Source organism: Amycolatopsis sp. SB7-3 (assembly GCF_041021335.1).
In the GTDB taxonomy this organism is placed as follows: domain Bacteria; phylum Actinomycetota; class Actinomycetes; order Mycobacteriales; family Pseudonocardiaceae; genus Amycolatopsis; species Amycolatopsis japonica.
The window spans coordinates 254,181-277,951 of the sequence record NZ_JBFPJQ010000001.1 but is presented as its reverse complement, the minus strand read 5'-3'; the positions used below and the strand labels follow the sequence as shown (position 1 = coordinate 277,951).

Below are 23,771 nucleotides of genomic sequence, written 5' to 3'. Positions count from 1 at the left end.
TTAGAACCCGAAGCGCCACTCACGACCCACAGCGGAGGCGCCGCCGCCCAGGCTCAAGTACGGGCCCAGGCGCGGACCAGCTCGCCGGCTCGCTCGCGCAGGAGTTCCGCCGCGTGCGAACGCGCGTGGTCGAGTGAAGGCGCGTGGTCGATCAGGGCGGCGCTGCCCACGACCCCGAGGCCGGTGAGCTGGCTCTCGTCCAGCTGGATCCGCCCGGCCAGCACCATCAGCGGTACCGCGTGTTCCCGTGCGCGGGCCGCGATGCCCGCCGGTGCCTTGCCGTCGAGGCTCTGCTCGTCCAGCGAGCCTTCGCCGGTGATCACGAGGTCGGCGTGTTCGATGGCGCCGGCGACCCCGGTGAGCCCGGCGATGAGCTGGAAACCGGATTCGACGCTCGCACCGAGTCCCGCGATCGCGCCCGCCGCGACTCCGCCGCCCGCGCCCGCTCCGGGGACATTGGAGACATCGGGCGCACCGGCGGTCCGCAACGCCTGCGCCCAGCGGGACAGGGACTCGTCCAGTTGCTCGACTTCGCGCGGGCCCGCGCCCTTCTGCGGGCCGAAGATCGCGGCCGCGCCTCGAGGGCCGAGCAGCGGGTTCGTGACGTCGGTGGCGACGGCGACCTCGACGGAACCGAGCCGTTCACGCACCGGGCCGAGTTCGGCCAGCGCGACCCGGCCCAGCGTGCCGCCGCCGAGCCCGACCGGCGCGCCGAACGCGTCGAAGACCCCGGCACCCAGCGCCGCCAGCATCCCGGCGCCGCCGTCGGTACTCGCCGTCCCGCCGACGGTCAGCACCAGCCGCCGCGCGCCGTTGTCGAGCGCGTGCGCGAGCAGTTCCCCGACGCCCCAGGTGTGCGCGGCGAGCGCCACTTCCGGGCTCGGCTCGACGAATTCGATCCCGCAGGCGCGGGCCGATTCGATGTAGGCCGTGCCGTCGAGGGTCACGTAGCGGGCGTCGACGGTGTCGTCGAGCGGCCCGCGGACGGGGAGTTCCACGAGACGGCCACCCGCCGCGACGAGGACGTCGAGCGTTCCTTCGCCGCCGTCGGCGACCGGGCAGGACGAGACCTCGGCTTCGGGCAGCGCGTCGCGGACGCCGTGGGCGATCGCCTCCGCGGCCTCGACCGCGGTCAAGCTTCCCTTGAACTTGTCGGGCGCGATGACCACACGAGTCATGGACGAACCTCCGTCAGCGGGTTTCCGCCGGTGAGCACCGACGCGACGTTCTCGGCCGCGAGCACGGCCATGGCAGTACGGGTCTCGACCGTCGCCGATCCGAGATGCGGCGTCAAGACGACGTTTTCGCGATCCAGCAGGCGTGGTTCGACCTCGGGTTCGGCTTCGAACACGTCGAGGCCGGCCCCGGCGATTTCCCCGGCTTCGAGCGCGTCGGCCAGCGCGGCCTCGTGGACGACGGGACCGCGTGTGGTGTTGATCAGATACGCGCCCGGTTTCATCGCCCTCAGCGCGTCCGCATCGACGAGATGCCGGGTCTCCGGCGTCAGCGGGCAGTGCAGGGACACGACGTCGGAGCTTCGCAGCAGTTCGTCGAAGGGCATGTACTTCGCGCCCAAGGTCTTCTCGACGTCTTCGGCGGCCCTCGATCGTCCTGAGTAGACGATCCGCATGCCGAAACCGAGCGCCCGGCGGGCGACCGCCTGCCCGATCTGTCCGAGCCCGACGATCCCGAGTGTCTTGTCCTGCAACGAAGAGCCGAGCAGGAAACCCAGATGGAACGACCAGGGCGTGCGCGAGCGGATCAGCCGTTCGCCCTCGCCGAGCCGTCGCGTGACCGCGAGGATCAGCCCGAACGCCAGATCCGCGGTGGCGTCGGTGAGCACGCCGGGGGTGTTGGTGACGGTGACGCCGCGGCCGGCCAGCGCCGGGACGTCGATGTTGTCGTAGCCGACGGCCACGTTCGCCACGACCTTCAGGTCCGGGCCCGCCGCGTCGGCGACCTCCCCGTCGATCCGGTCGTGCAGCATGCCGACGATCGCGGACGAGCCGCGGACGAACTCACGCAGTTCGTCCGGCGTCAGCGGCCGGTCGGCGCGCGACAGTTTCACCTCCCCGGTCTCGGTGAGCACTTTCAGCGCTTCGTCGGGAATCCACCGGGTCACCGCGATCGTCGAGGTCACGCGCTCAGCCTAGTGTGCGGCGGTTGGTATCCCAAATACGGGAAATCCCCGTTATGAGGGAGGCGCTTCCCCTGCGCGGGGGAGTCGTCACCGTCCGGCACCCCGCGGCCCGGTCGCAGTCGTCACCGGCATCGTCGAGGACACGGACGTTCCCGGCCTCAAGGACCGCCGTGTCGGGATGACGGTGTACGACAACGGCAAGCGCGACCGGCTCGGCTACAGCTGGGGGCCGGACCCGGAGCACAAGCAGATCGTGCCGCCGTGTCTGAGCAGCGCGACCTTCGAACGGGTCGAGAGCGGGGATTTCAAGGCCGTCGAATGGTTCCCGCCCGGCAGTGGGCTCGGCTGATCACGGCAGCTCCGCCATCTTCTTCGCGGATCCCGGATTCTGGCCGCGTTCGCGCTCGGTTGCACGGTCGCGTCGGCTGAGCTATGTTCATATATAGAACATGTGTGCGCGATCCGAACAGTGTCATGAACAGCCTGGAGGGTGGGGATGGCGGAGCTGCTGTCGTTGAAGGAGGGCGTGGCACGGCTGGTGCACGACGGCGACACCGTCGCGCTCGAGGGCTTCACGCACCTCATTCCCGTGGCCGCCGGGCACGAGATCATCCGCCAGGGCCGTACCGGCCTGACGTTGGTCCGCATGACGCCGGACATCGTCTACGACCAGCTGATCGGCGCGGGCTGCGCGAGCAAGCTGATCTTCTCGTGGGGCGGCAACCCCGGGGTCGGCTCGCTGCACCGGTTCCGTGACGCGGTCCAGCACTCCTGGCCGGTGCCACTGGAGATAGAGGAACACAGCCACGCGGGTATGGCGAATCGGTACGTCGCCGGTGCTTCGGGCCTGCCGTTCGCCGTCCTGCGCGGCTACACCGGAACCGATCTCCCGGCCCGGACCGACACGATCAAACCCATCACCTGTCCGTTCACCGGTGAGCGGCTGGCCGCGGTTCCCGCGCTCAACCCCGACGTCACGATCGTGCACGCCCAGCGCGCCGACCGGGCGGGCAACGTCCAGATCTGGGGGATCACCGGCGTCCAGAAGGAGGCGGTGCTCGCGGCGAAACGGTCGCTGGTCACCGTCGAGGAGGTCGTCGACGAGCTGGAGCCCCGGCCGGGCGCGATCGTGCTGCCGTCGTGGGCCGTCACCGCCGTGGCCGAGGTGCCCGGCGGCGCGAGGCCGTCGTACGCGGCGGGCTACTACGAGCGGGACAACGACGCCTACCAGGGATGGGACGCGATCGGCCGGGACAGGGAGAGCTTCACCCGCTGGCTCGACGAGCTGACGGGAGTGAAGGCATGACCGAGTACACCTCCGACGAGATGATGAGCGTCGCTGCGGCCCGAGCGCTCGGCGACGGGATGTCCTGTTTCGTGGGCATCGGCTTGCCCAGCACGGCCGCCAACCTGGCTCGCCGCGGGCACGCGCCGAACCTGACGCTGATCTACGAATCCGGCTGCCTCGGCGCCAAACCGACCAGGCTCCCGCTGTCCATCGGCGACGGCGAACTCGCCGACACCGCGGACGCCGTGGTCAGCGTCCCCGAGGTCTTCAACTACTGGCTCCAGCCGGGGCGGATCGACGTCGGCTTCCTCGGCGCCGCCCAGCTGGACAAGTTCGGCAACATCAACACCACCGTCATCGGCCCGGACTACGCCAACCCCAAGGTGCGTCTGCCCGGTGCGGGCGGGGCGCCGGAGATCGCCGCCTCCTGCCGCGAGGTGTTCGTGGTGCTCCGGCAGAGCCCCCGCACGTTCGTCGAGAAGGTCGACTTCGTGACGTCGTTCGGCCACGGCACCGGCAAGGGCGATCGCGAACGCCTCGGCCTCCCCGGCGCCGGGCCGACGCTGGTGGTCACCGACCTCGGCCTGATGCGGCCCGACCCGGAGACCGCCGAGCTCACGCTCACCGAACTGCACCCCGGGGTAGAGGTCGATCAGGTCGTCGAAGCGACCGGGTGGAAACTGAAGGTGTCCGGCGACCTGGGCACCACCCCGGCGCCGACCGAGGCAGAACTCCGCATCCTCCGAGACCTCAAAAGGGCGAGCGCATGACCGACGTCTTCCTGTTCGACGCCATCCGTACCCCGTTCGGCAAGTACGGCGGCGCCCTGTCCGGGGTGCGCCCGGACGATCTCGCCGCCACCGTGCTGCGGGCGCTGGCCGAGCGCAACGACCTCGACCCGGCCACCGTCGACGAGGTCGTACTCGGCGACGCCAACGGCGCGGGCGAGGACAACCGCAACGTCGCGCGGATGGCGGCGCTGCTGGCGGGCTGGCCGACCACCGTGCCCGGCGCCACGGTGAACCGGCTGTGCGGCTCGGGCCTCGACGCCGTCATGCAGGCCAGCCGGACGATCCAGGTCGGCGACGCCTCGCTCGCCGTCGCCGGCGGGGTCGAGTCGATGAGCCGCTCGCCGCTGGTCATGCAAAAGCCGGAGAAGGCCTTCCCGGCAGGCAATCAGACGCTGTACTCCACCGCGCTGGGCTGGCGCATGGTCAACCCGAAAATGCCCGAGCAGTGGACGGTCTCGCTCGGCGAGTCCACCGAGCAGCTCGCGGAGCGTTACGGCATCGGCCGCGACGAGCAGGACGCGTTCGCCGTCCGCAGCCACGTCAACGCCGCCCGCGCCTGGGACGAGGGCTTCTACGACGACCACGTCGTCCCGGTCGCGGGGGTCGAACTCACCCGCGACGAAGGTATCCGCCCGGACTCCAGCCCGGAGAAGCTCACGAAGCTGAAGCCCGTCTTCCGTCCACAAGGGACGGTCACGGCCGCGAACGCGTCGCCGCTGAACGACGGCGCCTCCGCGCTGCTGCTCGGCGACGAGGCGGCGGGCAAGCGGCTCGGCAAGGCGCCGCTGGCCAGGATCGCCGGCCGGGGCGCGGCGGGTGTCGATCCGGACGTCTTCGGCATCGGCCCGGTGCGCGCGGCCGAGATCGCCTTGGAGCGGGCCGGGATCGGCTGGGAGGACCTGGCCGCGGTGGAGCTGAACGAGGCCTTCGCCGCGCAGTCGCTGGCCTGTCTGCGGGACTGGTCGAAGCTCGACCCGGAGATCGTCAACGTGAACGGCGGAGCGATCGCGATCGGGCATCCGCTGGGCGCTTCCGGCGGCCGGATCGTCGGCACCCTGGCCCACCACCTGCGCCGCACCGGCGGCCGATGGGGGCTGGCCGCCATCTGCATCGGCGTCGGCCAGGGGCTGGCCATCGTCGTCGAAGCCCAGTGACCCACTGACCCGCGCTGGAGGGAACAGCATGTCGGCACCCGCAGAACTGAGGCTCCCGCGCTACCGGCGCGATCCGGAAGGCACGCATCCGCCGCTCGATTCCGCCGGTTACCGGTCGACGGCGCTGCGGCACCCCAAGGAGCCGTTGATCGTGCTCCCGCATCTGCTGACCGAGGTCACCGGGCCCGCGCTGGGCCCCGGCCGGATCGGTGAGTTCGACAACGACCTCACCAAGGGGCACGCGGGGGAGCCGCAGGGCCAGCGGATCATCGTCACCGGGCGGCTGCTCGACGGCGACGGGCGGCCGATCCGCGATTCGCTCGTCGAGATCTGGCAGGCGAACGCGGGCGGCCGGTACCGGCACACCGGCGACCGCTGGCCGTCGCCGCTCGACCCGAACTTCGACGGCGCGGGCCGGACGCTCACCGACTCCGAAGGGCGCTACACCTTCACCACCGTCAAACCGGGCGCGTACCCGTGGAAGAACCACGACAACGCCTGGCGGCCGGCGCATATCCACTTCTCCGTCTTCGGCAGCGCGTTCACCCAGCGGCTGGTCACCCAGATGTACTTCCCGGAAGACCCGCTGTTCTCGCAGGACCCGATCTTCAACTCCATCCCGGACGAGAAGGCGCGGCAGCGGATGATCGCGCGCTTCGACCTCGACCGCACGGAAGCCGAGTGGGCGCTGGCCTTCCAGTTCGACATCGTCGTGCGCGGCCGGGAGGCTTCGGTCTTCGAAGACGAGGAGGACGAGCACTGATGCCGGAGACGACGCCTTCCCAGACCGTCGGCCCGTACCTGTCCATCGGCCTGCCCTGGCCGGACGGCCCGGACGTCGTCCCCGCGGGCGAGCCGGCCGCGATCCGTATCCACGGCCGCGTCCTCGACGGCGCGGGCGAACCGGTGCCGGACGCGATGATCGAGACCTGGCAGGCCGACGCCGACGGCCGGTTCGACCACCCCGACGACCCGCGCGGAGCGGTCGCGAGCGGGTTCCGGGGCTTCGGCCGCTGTCCCACCGACCCGAACGGCCATTACGAGATCCGGACGATCATGCCCGGCCCACTGCCCGGACCGGCGGGCGGCGAGCAGGCGCCGCATATCGACGTCTCGGTGTTCGCGCGCGGGCTCCTCCACCGGGTGGTCACGCGGATCTACTTCGAGGACAACGACAACTCCGGGGATCCGGTGCTGGCGTCGGTTCCGGAGAAGCGCCAAAGCACCTTGATCGCCACCAAGACCGGCGACGGCTACCGGTTCGACATCCGGTTGCAGGGCGAAGGGGAGACGGTGTTCTTCGATGTCTAGGTCTTCGATATCCGAGCCGGTGAAGGTGCACAGCGTCGCGGAGGGGCCCGCCGACGGCCCGGTCGTGGTGTTCAGCGGATCGCTCGGCAGCGATCACCGCATGTGGGAACCACAGGTGAAACCCTTGGTGGAGCGGGGTTTCCGGGTGATCCGGTACGACACCCGCGGGCACGGCGCGTCCCCGGTGCCCGCCGGGCCGTACACGCTCGCGGATCTCGGCGGTGACCTGCTCGCGCTGCTCGACGAGCACGGTGCCGAACGAGCCCACGTCGTCGGGCTGTCGCTCGGCGGGATGACCGGGATGTGGCTCGGCGTCAACGCCCCGGACCGGATCGCGAGTCTCGTGCTGTGCTGCACGTCCGCGAAACTCGGCCCGCCGAGCATGTGGGCGGACCGGGCGAAGACGGTCCGGGAGCACGGCACCGCGGCGGTCGCCGAGGCCGGGGTCGGCCGCTGGCTGACCACCGGGTACGCCGCCGCGTATCCGGAACAGGCCGAGTACCTGCGCGAGATGATCGCGGGCGTCCCCGCCGAGGGCTATGCCGCGTCCTGCCAGGCCATCGAACGGATGGACCTCGTCGACGATCTGCCCAAGATCGCGGCGCGGACCCTGGTCATCGCCGGGGCCCAGGATCCGGCCACCCCGGTCGGGCACGCCGAGGTGATCGCCGGCGGCATCCCGGACGCGCGGCTCGAGGTCGTCGAAGACGCCGCCCATCTCGGGAGTTTCGAGCAGCCGGAGCGGTTCAACGCCCTGATCCTCGAACATCTGGAGGCCGCCCGATGAGCGAAGATCCCTACGAGACCGGCATGAGGGTGCGCCGCGAGGTCCTCGGGGACGAGCACGTCGACCGGGCCGTCGCGCGCACCACGGAGTTCAGCCGCCCGTTCCAGGACTACATCACCCGGGGCGCCTGGGGATCGGTCTGGTCGCGGGACGGGCTCGACCGCAAAACCCGCAGCTGCGTCACCCTGGCCGCGCTCACCGCGCTGCACGCCCACGACGAACTCGCGATGCACGTCCGCGCCGCCGTCCACAATGGACTCACCGCGCAGGAGATCTCCGAGGTGCTGCTGCACACCGCCGTCTACGCGGGTGCCCCGGCCGCCAACGCGGCGTTCGCGGTGGCCCAGCGGGTACTGGCCGAACTCGGTGAGCCTGCGGCCCGGAAAGAAGGTGGCGGTTAGGGTTCTCCCATGGACGAAGGCGAGGTGACCGAGCGCGGGGCGCATCATGTCCAGTCGCTGGAGCGCGGGCTGGCCGTGATCAAGGCGTTCAACGAGGACGCGGCCGAACTCACGCTGAGCGACGTCGCCCGGGCGACCGGGCTGACCAGGGCGGCCGCCCGCCGGTTCCTGCTCACCCTCGTCGACCTGGGCTACGTGCGCACGGACGGCAAGTACTTCTCGCTCACCGCGCGGGTCCTCGAACTCGGCTACTCGTACCTGTCGAGCCTGTCGCTGCCGGAGGTCGCCCAGCCTCATCTCGAACGGCTCTCCGCCGAGGTGCACGAGTCGAGTTCGATCTCCGTGCTCGAAGGCCCGGACATCGTCTACGTCGCCCGGGTGGCCGTCTCGCGGATCATGACCGTCAGCATCAACGTCGGGACCCGTTTCCCGGCCCACGCGACGTCGATGGGGCATGTCCTGCTGGCGGGCCTGGAGGACGACGACCTGCACGGCTACTTCGACGCGGCCAAACTCGAAAAACTGACCGCGCATACGCTGACCAGGCAAAAGGACCTGCTCGCCGAACTGGAGAAGGTGTACCGGCAGGGCTACGCGATGGTCGACCAGGAGCTCGAAGAGGGCCTCCGCTCGATCGCCGCGCCGATCCGGGACCGGCGGGGGAAGGTCGTGGCCGCGGTCAACCTGTCCACCCACGCCAGCCGCACCACGCCCGAGTCGGTCGAAAAGGAACTGCTGCCGTCGCTGCTCGCGGCGGCGCGGGCCATCGAGGCCGATCTGGCCTCGGCGCCGCCGACCAGGGCGAGGCATGGCTGAGGTCGCGGGGCTGCTCCTCGCGGCCGGGGCCGGACGCCGGTTCGGCGGACCGAAAGCACTGGCGGTCCTCGACGGCGAACCGTTCGTCGTCCGGTCGCTGCGGGTGCTTGCCGAAGCGGGCTGCGTCCCGGTCCGGGTGGTACTGGGCGCCTCGGCCGCGCAAGCCCGCGCGCTCCTGCCCGATCCCGAGGCCGCCGTCGTGGCCGAAGACTGGGAGTCCGGTATGGGTGCGTCATTGCGCGCGGGTCTGCGTGCGCTCGCCGAAACCGATGCCGAAGCCGCCGTCGTCCATCTCGTGGATCTGCCCGGGGTCGGTGCCGAGGTGGTCCGCCGGGTCGCCGCCGGGGCCGATGAGAACACCGTCGCGCGTGCCGCTTACGACGGAGTTCCCGGTCATCCCGTGGTTCTCGGCCGTCGCTGGTGGCCGGAGATCGTCGCGGGCGCGTCCGGGGACAAGGGCGCCCGCGACTGGCTCCGCGCGCGCCAGGACCTGAGGCTCGTCGAATGCGGTGACCTCGGCACCGGGCACGACGTGGACCGCCGCGAGGATCTTCCAGGCTGATCTCCGGCTCACCGGGGCTTACGATCGAGACCGTGACCGTCGAATCGCCCGAGAAACTGGCCGAAGCCCTCGAAGCGGTCGGCTATCTCGCCGACGACGGCATCGCCACGGCCGGGTTCCTCGCCGTGGCGCTCGGCCGCCCGTTGTTCTGCGAGGGCGAACCGGGTACCGGCAAGACCTCGCTCGCGCTGGGACTGGCCGAAGCGCTCGGCATGCCGCTCATCCGTCTCCAATGTCACGAGGGGATCGACGCGGCGCAGGCACTGTACGAATGGGACTTCCCCCGCCAGCTGCTGCACCTGCGGGCGCTCGAAGCCGCAGGTGACGGCGGCCTTGACGTCGAGACCGCCGAACAGTCCCTCTACACCGAACGGTTCCTGCTCTCCCGGCCGCTGCTGAAAGCGTTGCAGACCGCGCCGTGTGTCCTCCTGGTCGACGAGATCGACCGGGCCGACGACGAGTTCGAAGCCTTCCTGCTGCAACTCCTCGACGAGAACGCGGTGACGATCCCCGAGTTCGGCGAGGTGCGTGCCGAGCACCCGCCTCTCGTGGTGCTCACCTCCAACCGGACGCGGGAGGTGCACGACGCGCTGAAACGCCGCTGTCTCTATCACTGGCTGGAACATCCGGACCTCGGCCGCGAGGTCGAGATCCTGCGCCGCAAGATCCCGCGTCTCGGCGAGACGCTCGCGGCCCAGGTCGCGACGGCGGTGCACCGGCTCCGCGCGTTGGAGTTGCTGAAACCGCCCGGGGTGGCGGAATCCTTGGACTGGGCTCAGGCGCTCCTCGCGCTCGGGATGTCCGAATTGGACGCCGCGGCCGCCGCCAGGACGCTCGGCTCGGTGCTCAAGTACAGCGAAGACCTGGACAGGGTCCGGGCCAAACTGGACAAGCTGCTCGCCTGAGGTTCAGCGGCGCCGCAGCGACGCGTCGAGCAGCGCGGGCGGGGTGTCGTGTTTCTCCTCGGGGGCGAGGTCGGTGCCCGGGGCGACGATCTCGTCGATCGCGTCGAGGACGTCGGACGGCAGCACCGTGTCCGCGGCGGCGAGTTGCGACTCGAGGTGTTCCAGCGTGCGGGGCCCGATGATCGCGCTCGTCACTCCCGGATGCGCGACGACGAAGCCGAGCGCGAGCTGGATCAGGCTCAGCCCCGCCTGGTCGGCGACCTTGGCCAGCCGTTCGACGGCCTCCAGCCGGGTCCGGTTGACCTGGCTGGTCAGGTCGAAACGCTGCGGCAGGACGGCCGAACGGTTCGTGCTGATCTCGCGGCCTTCCCGGACCGCGCCGGAGAGCCAGCCGGACGCCAGCGGGCTCCACGCCAGCACGCCCATCCCGTACTCCTCGGTCACCGGCAGCACATGCGTTTCGATGCCGCGCTGCAGGATCGAGTAGCCGGGCTGCTCCGTGACGTACCGGCTCAGCCGGTGCTCGCGAGCGGCCCACTGGGCCTGCACGATGCGATACGCGGGGAACGTCGACGAACCGAAGTAACGGATCTTCCCCGCGCGCTGAAGATCCGTGAGCGCGGAAAGGGTTTCCTCATCGCTGGTCTTCGGGTCCCAGCGATGGATCTGGTAGAGGTCGACGTGGTTGACCCCGAGGCGGCGCAGGCTGTTGTCCAGTTCGGTGACCAGCCAGCGGCGAGAAGCGCCTTGGTGATTGCGCTCTTCGCCCATCGGCATGCTCGCCTTCGTGGCCAGCACGATGTCTTCGCGGCGGCCGGCGATGGCCTTCCCGACCATCGTCTCCGACTCGCCGGCGCTGTACATGTCGGCGGTGTCGATGAGATTGACGCCGCCCGCCAGCGCGGCGTCGACGATGGCCGTGGCCTCGTCCTGGGTGGTGCGCCCGATCGCGCCGAAGTTCATCGCGCCCAGCGCGAGCGTGCTGACCTGCACACCGGTCCTGCCCAAGGTGCGGTACTGCATGACGAGGTCCTCCATGGCAAGATGAGCAAGCGGAACGTTGCTCCGCTAACGATACGGAGCAGTGTTCCGTTTGGCAAGCTCGTGGAGGAGTGCGTGATGAGTGACGAGGGCACCAAGGCCAAACGCGCCGACGCCCGGCGCAACGAGAAGACCCTGCTCGACGCCGCCGCGGCCGTCTTCGTCACGTCAGGCGTCGAGGCACCCGTTCGCGACATCGCGGCGAAGGCGGGCGTCGGGATGGGCACGATCTACCGCCACTTCCCGACCAGGGCCGACCTCATCATCGCCGTCTACCGGCATCAGGTCGACGCGTGCGCCGAAGCCGGACCGGAACTGCTGGCGTCGAGCGATTCCCCGTACGAGGCGTTGCGGCGCTGGATCGACCTCTTCGTCGATTTCCTGGTCACCAAACACGGTCTGGCGGCGGTCCTGCAGTCGGACAACGCCGGGTTCGAGACGCTGCACACCTACTTCCTCGACACCCTCCTGCCGGTGTGCGCCCGCTTGCTCGACGCGGCGGCGGAGGCGGGCCAGATCCGCTCCGATCTGCAGGCGCTCGAAGTCATGCGCGGTGTCGGGAACCTCTGTATCGGCGCCGAAAACGATCCGCGCTACAACGCGCGCAAGATGGTCGAGGTCCTCATCGCGGGCCTCAGGACCTAGGTCCCCTTCTCACCCGAATGCATGGCGACGGCCCATTCCGCGCGCTACAACTCGGTTATGGGACGTACACGGTGTTGTGTGGTGGGGGGCGGTCCGGCGGGGATGGTGCTCGGACTCCTGTTGGCGCGGGCCGGAGTCGAGGTCACCGTTCTCGAAAAGCACAAGGACTTCTTCCGTGATTTCCGCGGTGACACGGTGCATCCGCCGACGTTGATGTTGCTCGACGAACTCGGGCTCGGCGATCGCTTCGCGGAATTGCCTTCGCGGCGGCTGGAGAAGATGCGGATGCTGATCGGTGACGCGACCATCGTCGCCGCCGATTTCAGCCGGATCCCCGGGCCGCACAAGTACATCTCGATGGTCCCGCAATGGGATTTCCTGAATCTGCTCGCCGAAGCCGCGGCCGAGGAGCCCACGTTCACCCTGGAGATGGGCGCCGAGGTGCTCGGTCTGCGTGAGGGCGGCGGCGTGCGCTATCGCGATGCCGACGGTGAGGAGCGGGAATTGGCGGCGTCGCTCGTGGTCGGCTGCGACGGCCGGGATTCGCTGATCCGCGCGGAGGCTGGGCTCGTGCCGAAGGAGTACGAGGTGCCGATGGATGTGTGGTGGGTCCGGGTGCCGAAACTCGAGGACACCGGTAAGGAGGCGCAGGTGTTCGGCCGCTTCGAAGGCGGCCTCGCCGGCGTGACCATGGATCGCGGCGACTACTTCCAGACCTCGTACCTGATCCGGAAGGGTCAGGACGCCGCGCAGCGGGCCGAAGGCATCGAGAAGTTCAGGGAGCGGATCGGCGGCCTATTCGGCTGGAACGACGAGCAGCTGAGCGAGATCCGCGGCTGGGACGACGTCAAACTGCTGAACGTGCGGATGTCCAAGCTGCCGCACTGGTACTCGGACCGCGTGCTCTGCATCGGCGACGCCGCGCACGCGATGTCACCGGTCGGCGGGATGGGCGTCAACATCGCGGTGCAGGACGCCGTGGCGGCCGCGCGGATCCTCGCCGCCCCGCTGCTGCGGGGGACGCTGACCGCCCGTGACCTCGCCCGCGTGCAGCGCCGGCGGGCCGTGGCCGTCGCGCTCGCCCAGAAGCAGCAGTTGGAGGAGCACAAGATGCTCATCGAACCCGCTCTGGACAGGACTTTGACCGAGCGGACGGTGCCGCTTCCGCTCCGCATTGCGGACCGGTTCCCGCAGCTCACCGCCCTCGCGGCGGTCATGGGCGGCATCGGCCCCTTGCGTGAGAAGACCCCGGCCTTCGCCCGCCGAGGCTCATAATGGAGGGGTGAGCGATCCACTGGCCGGCTTCGTCGGCTTCGCGGAGACATTGCGCGAAGCCGGTTTGCCGTGTGACGCACACCGAACCCAGGCGTATCTCGAAGCCGTCAGCGCGATCGACCTCGCCGATCCCGAACAGCTGTACTGGGCCGGACGGCTGACACTGTGCGCGGATCCCGACGACATCCCGCGCTACGACGCCGCGTTCGACGGCTGGTTCACCGAAAAGGAAGCCGCACCACGACGCCGAAGCCGGGAAGCGGCGCCGAAGCGCGCCAGGATCGCCACGCTCGCGCACGCGGGCCAGGGCGAATCCGGCGCGGAACCCGACGAACTCCGCGTGGCGGCGAGCGACGAAGAACTCCTGCGCCACCGCGACCTCGCCGAGCTGAGTGTCGCCGAACGCGCTCACCTGCGGGAGCTGCTCGCGAAACTGCGTCCGGCGCTCCCGCCGCGATCCTCACCGCGCCGTCGCGCCGCCCGGCGGGGTGCTCTCGACCCGTCACGCACGCTCCGGGCGATGCTGGCCGGCGGCGGCGAGCCCGTCCGCCTGGCGTATCGGCGACGGAGCACCAAACCGCGCCGCCTCGTCCTCCTGATCGACGTTTCCGGCTCGATGGGGCCGTACGCCGACGCGCTGTTGCGGTTCGCGCACGTCGTCGCCCGGCGCGCTCCCGGCCGGGTCGAGGTGTTCACGCTGGGTACCCGGCTCACCAGGGTCTCCCGCCAGCTCCGGCTGCGCGATCCCGAGCACGCGATGCTCGCCGCGGCCGCCGCGGTCCCCGATTTCGCGGGCGGGACCCGGCTCGGCGAGACCCTGCGGGCGTTCCTCGACCGGTGGGGACAACGCGGCGTGGCCAGGCGATCCGTGGTCACTGTGTTCTCCGACGGCTGGGAACGAGGCGACACCGCCCTGCTCGGCGAGCAGCTCGCCAGGCTGCGGCGGCTCGCGCACGTCGTATTCTGGGTGAATCCGCACGCGGGGCGGGCGGGTTACGCTCCCGTGCAATCCGGCATCGTGGCCGCGCTCCCGTATCTCGATCGGCTGCTCGCCGGGCACAGCATGGCCACCTTGGAACGACTTCTCGTGGAGATCGCCGATGCGTGACGTACTGGACGAACTGCACCGCCGCTGGGCGGCAGGCGAGACGGTGGGGGTCGGGACGGTGGTGGCGACGTTCTCGTCGGCGCCACGGAGCCCCGGCGCGGCGATGCTCGTCGCCCCGGACGACACGGTCACCGGCAGCGTCTCCGGCGGCTGCGTCGAGGGCGCCGTCTACGAACTCGCGCGGCAGGTGGTCGCCGAACGAGCGCCCGTGCTGCAGCGCTACGGCGTTTCCGACGACGACGCGTTCGCCGTCGGGCTGACCTGCGGCGGGATCATCGACATCTACGTCCAGCACATCGACCGCGATTCGATGCCCGAGCTCGGCGACGTCGTCGAATCGGTCCACAGTGGACAGCCGGTCGCCGTGGTCACGGTGATCGAGCACGAACGCGAGGGCATGGTCGGGGAGCACCTGATCGTCTGGCCGGATCGCGTCGCCGGTTCGCTCGGTTCGTCGCGGATGGACGACGCGGTCGTCGACGACGCGCGCGGCATGCTCGCCGGCGGCCGCACCGGCACCCTGCACTACGGGCCGGACGGGCAGCGGCGCGGCGAGGGCATGACGGTTTTCGTCAACTCCTTCGAGCCGCCCGCGCGCCTGCTGGTCTTCGGCGCGATCGACTTCGCGGCCGCGATGGCGAAAATGGGCGCGTACCTCGGCTACCAGGTCACGGTCTGCGACGCGCGTCCCGTCTTCGCGACGAAGAGCCGCTTCCCGGACGCGCACGAGGTCGTCGTCGACTGGCCGCATCGCTATCTCAAGGCGGAAGCCGAAGCGGGCCGGGTCGACGGCCGCACCGCGATCGCCGTGCTCACCCACGACCCGAAGTTCGACGTGCCGCTGCTGGAGGTCGCGTTGCGGCTCGACGTCGGCTACGTCGGCGCGATGGGTTCACGCAAGACCCACGACGACCGGTTCGCGCGGCTGCGCGAAGCCGGAGTCACCGAAGCGGAACTCGAACGGCTGTCTTCGCCGATCGGGCTCGATCTCGGCGCGCGCACGCCGGAGGAGACCGCGGTGTCGATCGCGGCGGAGATCATCGCGCTGCGCTGGAGCGGTTCGGGGTCGCGGCTCGCCGAACTCAGCGGCCGGATCCACGGCTGACGCCGGGCACCGGGACCGCCTGGCTCGACTTGACCACCTCGAAGGCGGGCAGGGTTTCGAACCGTTTGACGCGCTCGTCGAACAGTTTCCTCGACAGGTACCGGCTCGCCTTGAGATCCGGCGTGAGCAGCACGACGACGTAGTCCCACTGCCCGACGATGCTGTAGCAGTGCTGCACGCGGGGCTCGGCCAGCATGCGCTCGCGGAAGGCCGCGTGGCTTTCCGCGTCGTCGTCGGTCAGCGCGACCAAGATGACCGACGTCATCCCCGCGCCGAGCGCCTCCGGATCGAGTACGGCGACCTCGGCGCGGATCACGCCGTCGGCGCGCAGCCGGGTCAGCCTTCGCTGGACCGCGCTGGGGGAGAGGCCGACGGCGTCGCCCAAGTCGTGCAGGGGACGGGCCGCGTCAGCCTGGACGAGGTCGAGCAGCAGGTGGTCGAGTTCGTCGAGGGACACGCAAGAATCTTGCATGCGGGCGGGAAAATTTACAATCGGCGTGCTCGTCCTCCGGCCTAGCTTGAGTGACATGGACCTGAAGCTGGACAACGTCGCCGAGGCGGCGAAGGTGATCGACCCCGTCTTCCTCGACTCCCCGCAGTACAGCGACGAACAGCTGAACGGACGGCTCGGCCGGCCCGTGCTGGTGAAGATCGAAACGCTGAACCCGTTGCGCAGCTTCAAAGGCCGCGGCGCGGACTACTTCGCCGCCGGGCTGGAACCGGGGACCACGATGGTGTGCGGGACCAGCGGCAACTTCGGGCAGGCCGTCGCGTTCGCCGCCAGGAAGCACGGCCTGCGGGCCGAGGTGTTCGTTCCCGCCGACATCTCCCCGGTCAAACTGCGGCGGATGAAGACGCTGGGTGCGCGGGTGCGCCGGGTCGAGGGCGAGGCGAAGGTCGCCGCGGCCGCCTTCGCCGCCGAAGCCCCCGATCGTGTCTTCGTGGTCGACGGCCGAGAGCCCGCGATCTCCGAAGGCGCGGGCACGATCGGGCTGGAACTCGCGCGGGAGGACGGGATCGACACGGTCGTGCTCCCGGTCGGCGACGGCGCGCTGATCGCCGGGGTCGCGCTGTGGCTCAAGGCGCATACGCCGGACATCCGGATCGTCGGCGTCGGGACCACGTCGGCGCCCGCGATGGCGAAGAGCTGGCTGGCGGGCGAGCCGATCACCGTCGACCGGGCCGACTCGTTCGCCGGCGGTATCTCGATCCGTACGCCGGAACCCGAATCCATCCGGCGGCTGCGGTCGCTCGTGGACGATTTCGTGCTGGTCGGGAACGACGATCTGCGGGCGGCCATGCGGCTGGGCGCGGAAACCCTCGGCGTCCTCCCGGAACCCGCCGGCGCCGCGGGCCTGGCCGCGCTGACCGTGCACGACATCCCGGGGGACCGGGTCGCCACCGTGATCACCGGTGCGAACGCCCCCTTGCCGACGGCGTGGTCGTGAGTGGCGTTTCGGGCTAGCCGCCAACCGTGTCCTGGAGACCTGCTGGCGGTCTTGCGTGACTGGATGGACGACACACGTGATCCGACGGACGACACGTGTGTCTGGACGGACGACTCGCGGTGGAGGCTTCGTTGCGGGCGTGCCGTCCATCTGATCACGCGTGTCGCCCGTCGGATCACGCGTGTCGTCCGGTCAGGCGCGCTGAGCCGTCGTTGGGTACAGGTGGTCGTGAGTGGCGTTTCGGGTTAGAACCCGAAACGCCACTCACGACCACCTGTACCGAATGGACACTCGCGCTTCCTCCGCATCTGCGCCGGTTTTCCTCTGGTGTCAACGCACCTGCGGAACCACGGTCGAGTCACCCCCTGGTGGGGGTTGCCCTGGCAGGAGCGACGTAGCACGCTCGACTGTGAGTCCGATCACGGTCGTTCCGGGGTCGGTCCGTGACAACCGAATGACCGGCCGCTCCCGAACGACCCCGGACCAGCGCGGGGTTTCTCTTGCTTTTGGAGGCCTGATGCGCATCACCGTCACCGTCGACGGCACCAGCTATACAGACGACGTCGAGCCCCGCACCCTCCTCGTGCATCATCTGCGCGAACGGCTCGGGAAGGTAGGCACCGTGGTCGGTTGCGACACCAGCAACTGCGGCGCCTGCACCGTCCACCTCGACGGGCACAGCGTGAAATCCTGTTCGGTGCTCGCGGTCCAGGCCGACGGCTGCGAGGTCACCACGATCGAGGGACTCGCCCGCGACGGCGAACTCCACCCGGTGCAGAAGGCCTTCCACGAGAACCACGCGCTCCAGTGCGGTTTCTGCACGCCCGGCATGATCATGCAGTCGATCGACCTGCTCGCCGACAATCCCGACCCGGACGAGCAGGCCGTCCGCGAAGGACTGGAAGGCAACCTGTGCCGGTGCACGGGCTACCAGAACATCGTCCGCGCGGTCCGCGACGCCGCCCACGAGATGCGGCCCGGCGCCGGTCCCGAAGCCGAGCGGCTCGCCTCGGACACCGCCTCCCGAGTCGGCGCGGGTGGTGAGTGATGACCTCCACGATCGAACCGGAGGTCGGCAAGTCCCGCCGCCGCAAGGAGGACGAGCGTCTCATCACCGGCCGGACCCGCTGGACCGACAACCTGACCCTGCCCGGAATGCTGCACCTCGCCGTGCTCCGCAGTCCGTTCGCGCACGCCAAGATCGTCTCGATCGACGTGACCGAGGCGAAATCCGCGCCGGGGGTGGTCGCGGTCTTCACCGGGAAGGACCTCGACCCCGAGGGCGCCATCGGCATGCCGTGCGCGTGGCCGATCACGCCGGACATGAAATCGCCGAGGCGGCCCATCCTCGCCTCGGACACGGTGAACTTCGCCGGTGAGGGTGTCGCGGTGGTCGTCGCCCGCACGTCGGCCGAAGCGCACGACGCGCTCGAAGCCATCGACGTCGACTACGACGAGCTGCCGGTCGTTCTCGGCCTGGAGAACGCGCTCGCCGAGGGCGCGCCGCTGGTGCACGAGGAGCTCGGCACCAACCAGAACGCGGTGTGGGTCTTCGATTCCGCCGACGCGGGAACGGGGTCCAGTGTCGAAGACGCGATCTCGAACTCCGAGGTCGTCCTCAAACGGCGGTTCCGTCAGCAGCGTCTGGTGCCGGCGTTCATGGAACCGCGGGCGTGCGTCGTGGACCCGACGGGCAACCAGCTGGTCATGTGGTCGGCCACGCAGGTCCCGCACATCCTCAAGACGATGACCGCGGCCACGCTCGGCCTGCCCGAGCACAAGGTGCGGGTGATCGCGCCGGACGTCGGCGGCGGGTTCGGCGGCAAGATCGCCGTGCTGCCCGAAGAGATGATGGCGACGCTCATCGCGCAGCGGCTCGGCAAACCGGTGAAGTGGAACGAGTCCCGTTCGGAGACGATGGTCGCCGCGCACCACGGCCGCGACCAGATCCAGGACCTCACCATCACCGCGAACCGCGACGGCACGGTGACCGGCCTCAAGGTCGAACTGCTCGCCGACATGGGCGCGTATCTCGGGCTCGTCGGCCCCGGCGTGCCGATCCTCGGCGCGTTCATGTTCAACGCGATCTACAAGTTCCCGGCGTATCACTTCGCCTGCACCAACGTGTTCACCAACACCACGCTCACCGACGCCTATCGCGGCGCCGGGCGGCCGGAGGCCACGTTCGGGATCGAGCGGATGATGGACGAACTCGCCGTCGAGCTGGGCATGGACCCGATGGAGATCCGCGAGAAGAACTGGATCAAGCACGAGGAGTTCCCGTTCACCACGGTGGCCGGGCTGACCTACGACTCGGGCAACTACGAGGCCGCCACCGAGAAGGCCAAGCAGCTCTTCGACTACGACGGCCTCCGCCGCGAGCAGAAGGAACGGCGGGAATCGGGCGACCCGGTCCAGCTCGGCATCGGCATCTCGACGTTCACCGAGATGTGCGGTCTCGCGCCGTCGCGGGTGCTCGGCTCGCTGGACTACGCGGCGGGCGGCTGGGAGCACGCGGAGATCCGGGTGCTGCCCACCGGCAAGATCGAGGTCATCACCGGCGCCTCCGCGCACGGACAGGGCCACGAGACGGCGTGGAGCCAGATCGTCGCCGACAAACTCGGCGTCCCCTTCGAGGACATCGAGGTCATCCACGGCGATACCCAGTCCTCGCACAAGGGCATGGACACCTACGGCTCCCGGTCGCTGGTGGTCGGCGGGATCGCAGTGGTCAAGGCGGCGGACAAGGTGCTCGCCAAGGCCAAGCCGATCGCGGCGCATCTGATGGAATGCGCAGAGGACGACCTCGAATTCTCAGCGGGCAAGTTCTCGGTCAAGGGCACGGATTCCTCGACGTCCATCCAGGACATCGCGTGGGCCGTGTTCTCGGCGCACAACCTGCCGGACGGCGTCGAGCCCTCGCTGGACTCGTCGGACACGTTCGATCCGGAGAACTTCTCCTTCCCTCACGGCACACATCTCTGCGCGGCCGAGGTCGACACGGAGACCGGGCGTGTGCGGTTGCGCTCCTACGTCTGCGTCGACGACGTCGGTGTCGCGGTCAATCCGCTGATCGTCGAAGGCCAGGTGCACGGCGGGCTCGCGCAGGGCATCGCGCAGGCGCTGTTCGAGGAGGCCGTCCACGACGAAGGCGGCACGCTGACCACGGGGACGTTCGCCGACTACCTGCTCCCGTCGGCGGCGGATCTGCCCAGCTTCACCACCGACCGCACCGAAACCCCGTCGACGACGAACCCGTTGGGCGCCAAGGGAGTCGGGGAGGCGGGCACGATCGCCTCGACCCCGGCGGTGGTCAACGCCGTGGTCGACGCCGTCCGGCACTTCGGGGTGAACGACATCGAAATGCCGTTGACCCCGATGCGGGTCTGGCACGCCATCCAGCACGGGTCGGCCGCCGCGGGCGGGCTGGGCTCGGAAGCCGGTGGCGGTCTCGGTTCGATCGACGCCACCGGAGGTGCCCAGTGATCCCGGCCCCGTTCGACTACGTCGCTCCGTCCACAGTGGACGAGGCGATCGCCGCGCTCGCCGAAGCCGGTGAGGACGCCAAGGTGCTGGCGGGCGGGCAGAGCCTGCTGCCGGTGTTGCGGATGCGGCTCGCCACGCCGACCACGCTGGTCGACCTCGGAAAGGTCGCCGAGCTGCGCGGTGTCCGTGAGGACGGCGACGCGCTGGTGATCGGCTCGATGACCACGCATTACGACGTCCAGCGGGACGCGTTGGTCGCCGAGCACGCCGCGCTGCTCAAGGCCGCCACCGACACGGTGGCCGATCCGCAGATCCGCCATCGCGGCACGTTCGGCGGCGCCATCGCGCACGCCGATCCCGCCGGTGACCTGCTGGCGCCGGTGCTCGCGCTCGGCTGCGAACTCGTCGTCGCCGGGCCGGGCGGGCGGCGGACGGTGGCCGCGGCGGACTTCTTCCAGGACATGTTCACCACCGCGCTCGCCGCGGACGAACTGCTGGTCGAGGTCCGGGTGCCGAAGCACACCGGCTGGCACGCCCACTACGAGAAGTTCAACCGGGTCGCGCAGGCGTGGTCGATGGTCGCGGTCGCGGCCTGCGTCCGCACCGAGGCGGGCACCATCGAGGAGGCGCGGGTCGCGCTCACCAACATGGGCTCGACGCCGGTACGGGCGGCCGGGGTCGAGGAGGCGCTGGTCGGCTGCGCGGCCACCGCCGAGGCGATCCGCGGCGCGGCCGAACGCGCGGCCGAGGGCACGAACCCCACGGCCGACGGCAACTCCGACGTCGAGTACCGGCAGCACCTCGCGCGGGTGCTGACCGGCCGGGCGGTCCTCGCGGCCGCGGGTAGCTAAGACACAGAAGGGAGGTCGGCCCGTGCGGCTCGACCACGAATTCACCGTTCCCGCCCCGGTCGGCGAGGTCTGGAAGGCCGTCGTCGACCCGGAACGGGTGGCGCCGTGCATGCCGGGCGCCACCGTCACCGAGGTCGACGGGGACGCCTTCAAAGGCACGGTGAAGGTCAAGCTCGGGCCGATCTCCCTGCTCTACAAGGGAACCGGCCATTTCGTCGAGAAGGACGCCGACGCGAAGAAGGTGGTGATCAAGGCCGCGGGCAAAGACGCCCGAGGGGCGGGCACGGCGTCGGCGACCGTGACGCTCACCCTGACCGAGAAGGACGGCGTCACACACGGCGCCGTCGCCACGGAGCTGGCCGTCACCGGGAAGCCGGCGCAGTTCGGGCGAGGGATGATCTCCGAGGTCGGCGGGAAGATCCTCGACTCGTTCGCGGAGTGCCTTTCCGGCAAGCTCGGTACCCCTGAACCTGAGAAACCGAAGGAACACCCGCCGTTGAAGGCGGTGAAGCCGGTGTCGGAGGGCGAAGCCATCGATCTGATGGAGTACGCGGGCGAATCCGTGGTCAAACGGGTGGCTCCGGTGCTGGTGGCCGTCGCCGGGGTGCTGCTGATCGTCGCCATCGTCAGAGCTGTGACGCAGCGGACGAAATAGTCGGGGGCCGCCACCGTTGAACCGGGTATGAAGGCGGATCACGAAGTCGACGTGGCGGTGATCGGGGCGGGCCAGGCCGGTCTGTCGGCGGCGTATCACCTGCGCCGCGCGGGATTCGCCAACGAGGCGGGTTTCGTCGTGCTCGACCACGGCAAACGGCCTGGCGGCGCGTGGCAGTACCGGTGGCCTTCGCTGATCGTCGAGAAGGTCCACGGCATCTACGACCTTCCCGGGATGGCCCTCGGCACCCCGGATCCGAAGCTGCCCGCCGCCGACGTCGTCTCCGAGTACTTCGGCCGCTTCGAGCGCACGTACGACCTCCCGGTCCATCGTCCGGTCGATGTCCTGTCGGTGAGCGCAGGGGAAGATCGGCTGATGGTGGCGAGCGCGGCGGAAACGTGGGCCGCGCGGGCGGTGATCAGCGCGACCGGCACCTGGGACCGGCCGTTCTGGCCGCACTATCCGGGGCAGGAGACCTTCCGGGGCCGCCAGCTGCACACCGCCGACTACACCGGCGTCGAGGCCTTCCGCGGGAAGCGGGTCGTCGTGGTCGGCGGTGGTTCGTCGGCCGTCCAGCTGCTGCTGGAGATCGCGCCGTTCGCGCGGTCGACGCGCTGGGTGACCCGGCGCCCGCCGGTGTGGCGCGAAGAGCCGTTCAGCGAGGACTGGGGCCGCGAGGCGGTCGCGAAGGTCGACCGGCGCGTCCGCGAGGGCCTCCCGCCGGAAAGCGTCGTCAGCGTGACCGATCTGGCCGTGACCCCCGAAGTACGCGCGGGGCTGGACGCGGGCGTCCTCGACCGTCGCCCGATGTTCCACCGGATCACGCCGGACGGTGTGGAGTGGTCGGACGGCACCTTCGAGCCCGCCGACGTCATCCTGTGGGCCACCGGGTTCCGTGCCGCGATCGACCATCTGGCGCCGCTGCACCTGCGCGCCGCCGGGGGCGGGATCCGGATGGACGGCACCCGCGTCGTCGCCGAACCGCGGCTGCACCTGGTCGGCTACGGCCCGTCCGCCAGCACCGTCGGCGCGAACCGGGCGGGCCGCGCGGCCGTCACCGAGATCCGGCGCCTGCTCGGACGCTGAGCCGGTCGAGGATCGCGGCCAGATCGGTGGGCCGCCGGAAGAAACCGGCGTGGCTGCTCGCGAGGTCGTGGACGTCGAACGGGTTGTCCGGAGTGAGCGCGTCGCCCTCGGCGATGTAGCGGTCCTGCACGGCGAGCGGCATGGACCGGTCGCCGGTCAGTCGCACGAACGTATGCGGGATCCGGCCCCAGGAATCCTTGTCGGCGCGGTGGTCCCACTCCTGACCGGTCAGCCAGGACACCTCGTCCGGCTGGCTCGTGACGACGACATGGAGGAACTGCTCCTCGGTGAGTTCGGCGGCGATGGCCTTCCGCAGCGCCTCGCGTTGTGCGCGGTCGGCGCCACGCCAGTTGATCCGGACGAATCCCTGGCGCGCCGGATCACCGACGAAAAGGGGCGCCATCGCGGAGAAGAAGTCGCCGGAAGCCCATTCGGGCGACATCGCGTACTCGCCGGGGTGGCGGTCCACCGGGCACTGCGCGGCGACGTAGACGACCCGGTCTATCAGCTCGGGGATCGCGTTGGCGGCGGCGGTCACCGGGAGCCCGCCGAAACTGTGCGCGACGAGGACGACGGGGCCGTGGTGGCGCACCCGCTGGACCGCCTCGACGACCGGCCGGACGAAGTCGGCCGCGGTCACGTCGCTCATCACCGACGGCTCGGCCGCGAAGGTTTCGAGGTCCTGTTCGTGATAGGCCCTGGTGAATCCCGCGCCCCTGCCGGGGAGATCGATCGCGAGCGTCCGATGTCCGCGCAGCGCCATTTCCCGCTGAGTGGCCGTCCAGGCGTGTGCCGAACTTCCCGAACCGTGCACGAAGACGAAAGTGGGAATCATGCGTTCGATTGTGGCGGAATCGAACGCTCGAAACCGGCGGTCGCCCCAAAGGGTGGCAAAGAAGGGACGGCCGGGCGTTCT

The 23,771-nt window shown here is 70.1% G+C and carries 26 protein-coding genes; 21 read left to right on the top strand and 5 right to left on the bottom strand.

The window, feature by feature from the left end; translation table 11 throughout:
- Positions 1–53: 53 nt before the first annotated feature.
- Both AB8M46_RS01270 and AB8M46_RS01265 read right to left on the bottom strand, forming a co-directional pair.
- The gene (locus tag AB8M46_RS01270) at positions 54–1,178 is read right to left on the bottom strand and encodes a glycerate kinase (RefSeq protein WP_394359312.1); all 1,125 of its coding nucleotides are present in this window, start codon (positions 1,176–1,178) and stop codon (positions 54–56) included.
- Positions 1,175–2,140 carry a 2-hydroxyacid dehydrogenase gene (locus tag AB8M46_RS01265; protein WP_394359311.1) on the bottom strand — a complete coding sequence of 322 codons (966 nt, stop codon included), beginning with the start codon at positions 2,138–2,140 and terminating at the stop codon, positions 1,175–1,177. Before AB8M46_RS01265 ends, AB8M46_RS01270 begins: the two co-directional genes overlap by 4 nt.
- A 178-nt stretch (positions 2,141–2,318) precedes the next feature.
- Between AB8M46_RS01265 and AB8M46_RS01260 the strand changes: the two genes are divergently transcribed.
- The 11 genes from AB8M46_RS01260 (at position 2,319) to AB8M46_RS01210 (ending at position 10,155) form a co-directional block, all read left to right on the top strand.
- Complete coding sequence (locus tag AB8M46_RS01260; RefSeq protein WP_350595681.1) at positions 2,319–2,489, top strand: hypothetical protein; 171 nt, start codon at positions 2,319–2,321, stop codon at positions 2,487–2,489.
- 147 nt (positions 2,490–2,636) lie between these two features.
- A complete protein-coding gene (locus tag AB8M46_RS01255) occupies positions 2,637–3,446 on the top strand; it encodes a CoA transferase subunit A (RefSeq protein WP_394359310.1) in 810 nt (269 codons plus the stop codon).
- Complete coding sequence (locus tag AB8M46_RS01250; RefSeq protein ID WP_037342182.1) at positions 3,443–4,198, top strand: CoA-transferase subunit beta; 756 nt, start codon at positions 3,443–3,445, stop codon at positions 4,196–4,198. Before AB8M46_RS01255 ends, AB8M46_RS01250 begins: the two co-directional genes overlap by 4 nt.
- Positions 4,195–5,373 carry a thiolase family protein gene (locus AB8M46_RS01245; protein ID WP_394359309.1) on the top strand — a complete coding sequence of 393 codons (1,179 nt, stop codon included), beginning with the start codon at positions 4,195–4,197 and terminating at the stop codon, positions 5,371–5,373. Before AB8M46_RS01250 ends, AB8M46_RS01245 begins: the two co-directional genes overlap by 4 nt.
- A gap of 28 nt (positions 5,374–5,401) precedes the next feature.
- A complete protein-coding gene (gene pcaH, locus AB8M46_RS01240) occupies positions 5,402–6,136 on the top strand; it encodes a protocatechuate 3,4-dioxygenase subunit beta (RefSeq protein ID WP_037342185.1) in 735 nt (244 codons plus the stop codon).
- Positions 6,136–6,684 carry a protocatechuate 3,4-dioxygenase subunit alpha gene (gene pcaG, locus AB8M46_RS01235; RefSeq protein ID WP_394359308.1) on the top strand — a complete coding sequence of 183 codons (549 nt, stop codon included), beginning with the start codon at positions 6,136–6,138 and terminating at the stop codon, positions 6,682–6,684. Before pcaH ends, pcaG begins: the two co-directional genes overlap by 1 nt.
- Complete coding sequence (gene pcaD / locus AB8M46_RS01230) at positions 6,677–7,471, top strand: 3-oxoadipate enol-lactonase (protein WP_394359307.1); 795 nt, start codon at positions 6,677–6,679, stop codon at positions 7,469–7,471. The genes pcaG and pcaD overlap by 8 nt, the downstream gene beginning before the upstream one ends.
- Positions 7,468–7,872 carry a 4-carboxymuconolactone decarboxylase gene (gene pcaC / locus AB8M46_RS01225; protein ID WP_394359306.1) on the top strand — a complete coding sequence of 135 codons (405 nt, stop codon included), beginning with the start codon at positions 7,468–7,470 and terminating at the stop codon, positions 7,870–7,872. The genes pcaD and pcaC overlap by 4 nt, the downstream gene beginning before the upstream one ends.
- A 9-nt stretch (positions 7,873–7,881) precedes the next feature.
- Positions 7,882–8,688, top strand: coding sequence for an IclR family transcriptional regulator C-terminal domain-containing protein (locus tag AB8M46_RS01220; RefSeq protein WP_378426692.1), 807 nt, complete (start codon positions 7,882–7,884; stop codon positions 8,686–8,688).
- On the top strand, positions 8,681–9,250 hold the full coding sequence (locus tag AB8M46_RS01215; RefSeq protein WP_394359305.1) for an NTP transferase domain-containing protein: 570 nt from the start codon (positions 8,681–8,683) through the stop codon (positions 9,248–9,250). The genes AB8M46_RS01220 and AB8M46_RS01215 overlap by 8 nt, the downstream gene beginning before the upstream one ends.
- 32 nt (positions 9,251–9,282) lie before the next feature.
- Positions 9,283–10,155 carry a MoxR family ATPase gene (locus tag AB8M46_RS01210; protein ID WP_037342193.1) on the top strand — a complete coding sequence of 291 codons (873 nt, stop codon included), beginning with the start codon at positions 9,283–9,285 and terminating at the stop codon, positions 10,153–10,155.
- Positions 10,156–10,158: 3 nt separating this feature from the next.
- On the opposite strand, the gene AB8M46_RS01205 is transcribed toward AB8M46_RS01210, so the two are convergent.
- Positions 10,159–11,178, bottom strand: coding sequence for an aldo/keto reductase (locus AB8M46_RS01205; RefSeq protein WP_394360828.1), 1,020 nt, complete (start codon positions 11,176–11,178; stop codon positions 10,159–10,161).
- Between the two features lie 96 nt (positions 11,179–11,274).
- On the opposite strand from AB8M46_RS01205, the gene AB8M46_RS01200 reads away from it, so the two are divergent.
- The 4 genes from AB8M46_RS01200 to AB8M46_RS01185 are packed head-to-tail and all read left to right on the top strand — an operon-like array spanning position 11,275 to position 15,329.
- Positions 11,275–11,841, top strand: a complete 567-nt coding sequence (locus tag AB8M46_RS01200; protein ID WP_394359304.1) for a TetR/AcrR family transcriptional regulator — start codon at positions 11,275–11,277, stop codon at positions 11,839–11,841.
- A 21-nt stretch (positions 11,842–11,862) separates the two neighbouring features.
- Positions 11,863–13,116, top strand: coding sequence for an FAD-dependent oxidoreductase (locus AB8M46_RS01195; protein WP_394359303.1), 1,254 nt, complete (start codon positions 11,863–11,865; stop codon positions 13,114–13,116).
- Between the two features lie 7 nt (positions 13,117–13,123).
- A complete protein-coding gene (locus tag AB8M46_RS01190; RefSeq protein WP_037342197.1) occupies positions 13,124–14,224 on the top strand; it encodes a VWA domain-containing protein in 1,101 nt (366 codons plus the stop codon).
- Entirely contained in the window at positions 14,217–15,329 is a 1,113-nt protein-coding gene (locus AB8M46_RS01185; RefSeq protein ID WP_394359302.1) for an XdhC family protein, read from the top strand. The genes AB8M46_RS01190 and AB8M46_RS01185 overlap by 8 nt, the downstream gene beginning before the upstream one ends.
- On the opposite strand, the gene AB8M46_RS01180 is transcribed toward AB8M46_RS01185, so the two are convergent.
- Positions 15,307–15,786 (bottom strand): Lrp/AsnC family transcriptional regulator, encoded by a 480-nt coding sequence (locus AB8M46_RS01180; protein WP_394359301.1) that lies wholly within the window; start codon positions 15,784–15,786, stop codon positions 15,307–15,309. The genes AB8M46_RS01185 and AB8M46_RS01180 overlap by 23 nt on opposite strands.
- Before the next feature lie 70 nt (positions 15,787–15,856).
- Here AB8M46_RS01180 and AB8M46_RS01175 point away from each other — a divergent pair, with 70 nt between their 5' ends.
- The 6 genes from AB8M46_RS01175 to AB8M46_RS01150 all read left to right on the top strand — a co-directional run bounded on the left by AB8M46_RS01175 (position 15,857) and on the right by AB8M46_RS01150 (position 22,855).
- Positions 15,857–16,777 (top strand): threonine/serine dehydratase, encoded by a 921-nt coding sequence (locus tag AB8M46_RS01175; protein WP_394359300.1) that lies wholly within the window; start codon positions 15,857–15,859, stop codon positions 16,775–16,777.
- Positions 16,778–17,294: 517 nt separating this feature from the next.
- A complete protein-coding gene (locus AB8M46_RS01170; RefSeq protein ID WP_037342203.1) occupies positions 17,295–17,825 on the top strand; it encodes a (2Fe-2S)-binding protein in 531 nt (176 codons plus the stop codon).
- Positions 17,825–20,263, top strand: a complete 2,439-nt coding sequence (locus AB8M46_RS01165) for a xanthine dehydrogenase family protein molybdopterin-binding subunit (RefSeq protein ID WP_037342205.1) — start codon at positions 17,825–17,827, stop codon at positions 20,261–20,263. Before AB8M46_RS01170 ends, AB8M46_RS01165 begins: the two co-directional genes overlap by 1 nt.
- Complete coding sequence (locus tag AB8M46_RS01160) at positions 20,260–21,114, top strand: xanthine dehydrogenase family protein subunit M (protein ID WP_125736726.1); 855 nt, start codon at positions 20,260–20,262, stop codon at positions 21,112–21,114. Before AB8M46_RS01165 ends, AB8M46_RS01160 begins: the two co-directional genes overlap by 4 nt.
- 22 nt (positions 21,115–21,136) lie before the next feature.
- Positions 21,137–21,769 carry an SRPBCC domain-containing protein gene (locus AB8M46_RS01155; RefSeq protein WP_037342207.1) on the top strand — a complete coding sequence of 211 codons (633 nt, stop codon included), beginning with the start codon at positions 21,137–21,139 and terminating at the stop codon, positions 21,767–21,769.
- Positions 21,770–21,796: 27 nt separating this feature from the next.
- Complete coding sequence (locus tag AB8M46_RS01150) at positions 21,797–22,855, top strand: NAD(P)-binding domain-containing protein (RefSeq protein ID WP_394359299.1); 1,059 nt, start codon at positions 21,797–21,799, stop codon at positions 22,853–22,855.
- Here AB8M46_RS01150 and AB8M46_RS01145 read toward each other — a convergent pair.
- Positions 22,824–23,690 carry an alpha/beta hydrolase gene (locus AB8M46_RS01145; RefSeq protein ID WP_394359298.1) on the bottom strand — a complete coding sequence of 289 codons (867 nt, stop codon included), beginning with the start codon at positions 23,688–23,690 and terminating at the stop codon, positions 22,824–22,826. The genes AB8M46_RS01150 and AB8M46_RS01145 overlap by 32 nt on opposite strands.
- Between the last annotated feature and the right edge of the window lie 81 nt (positions 23,691–23,771).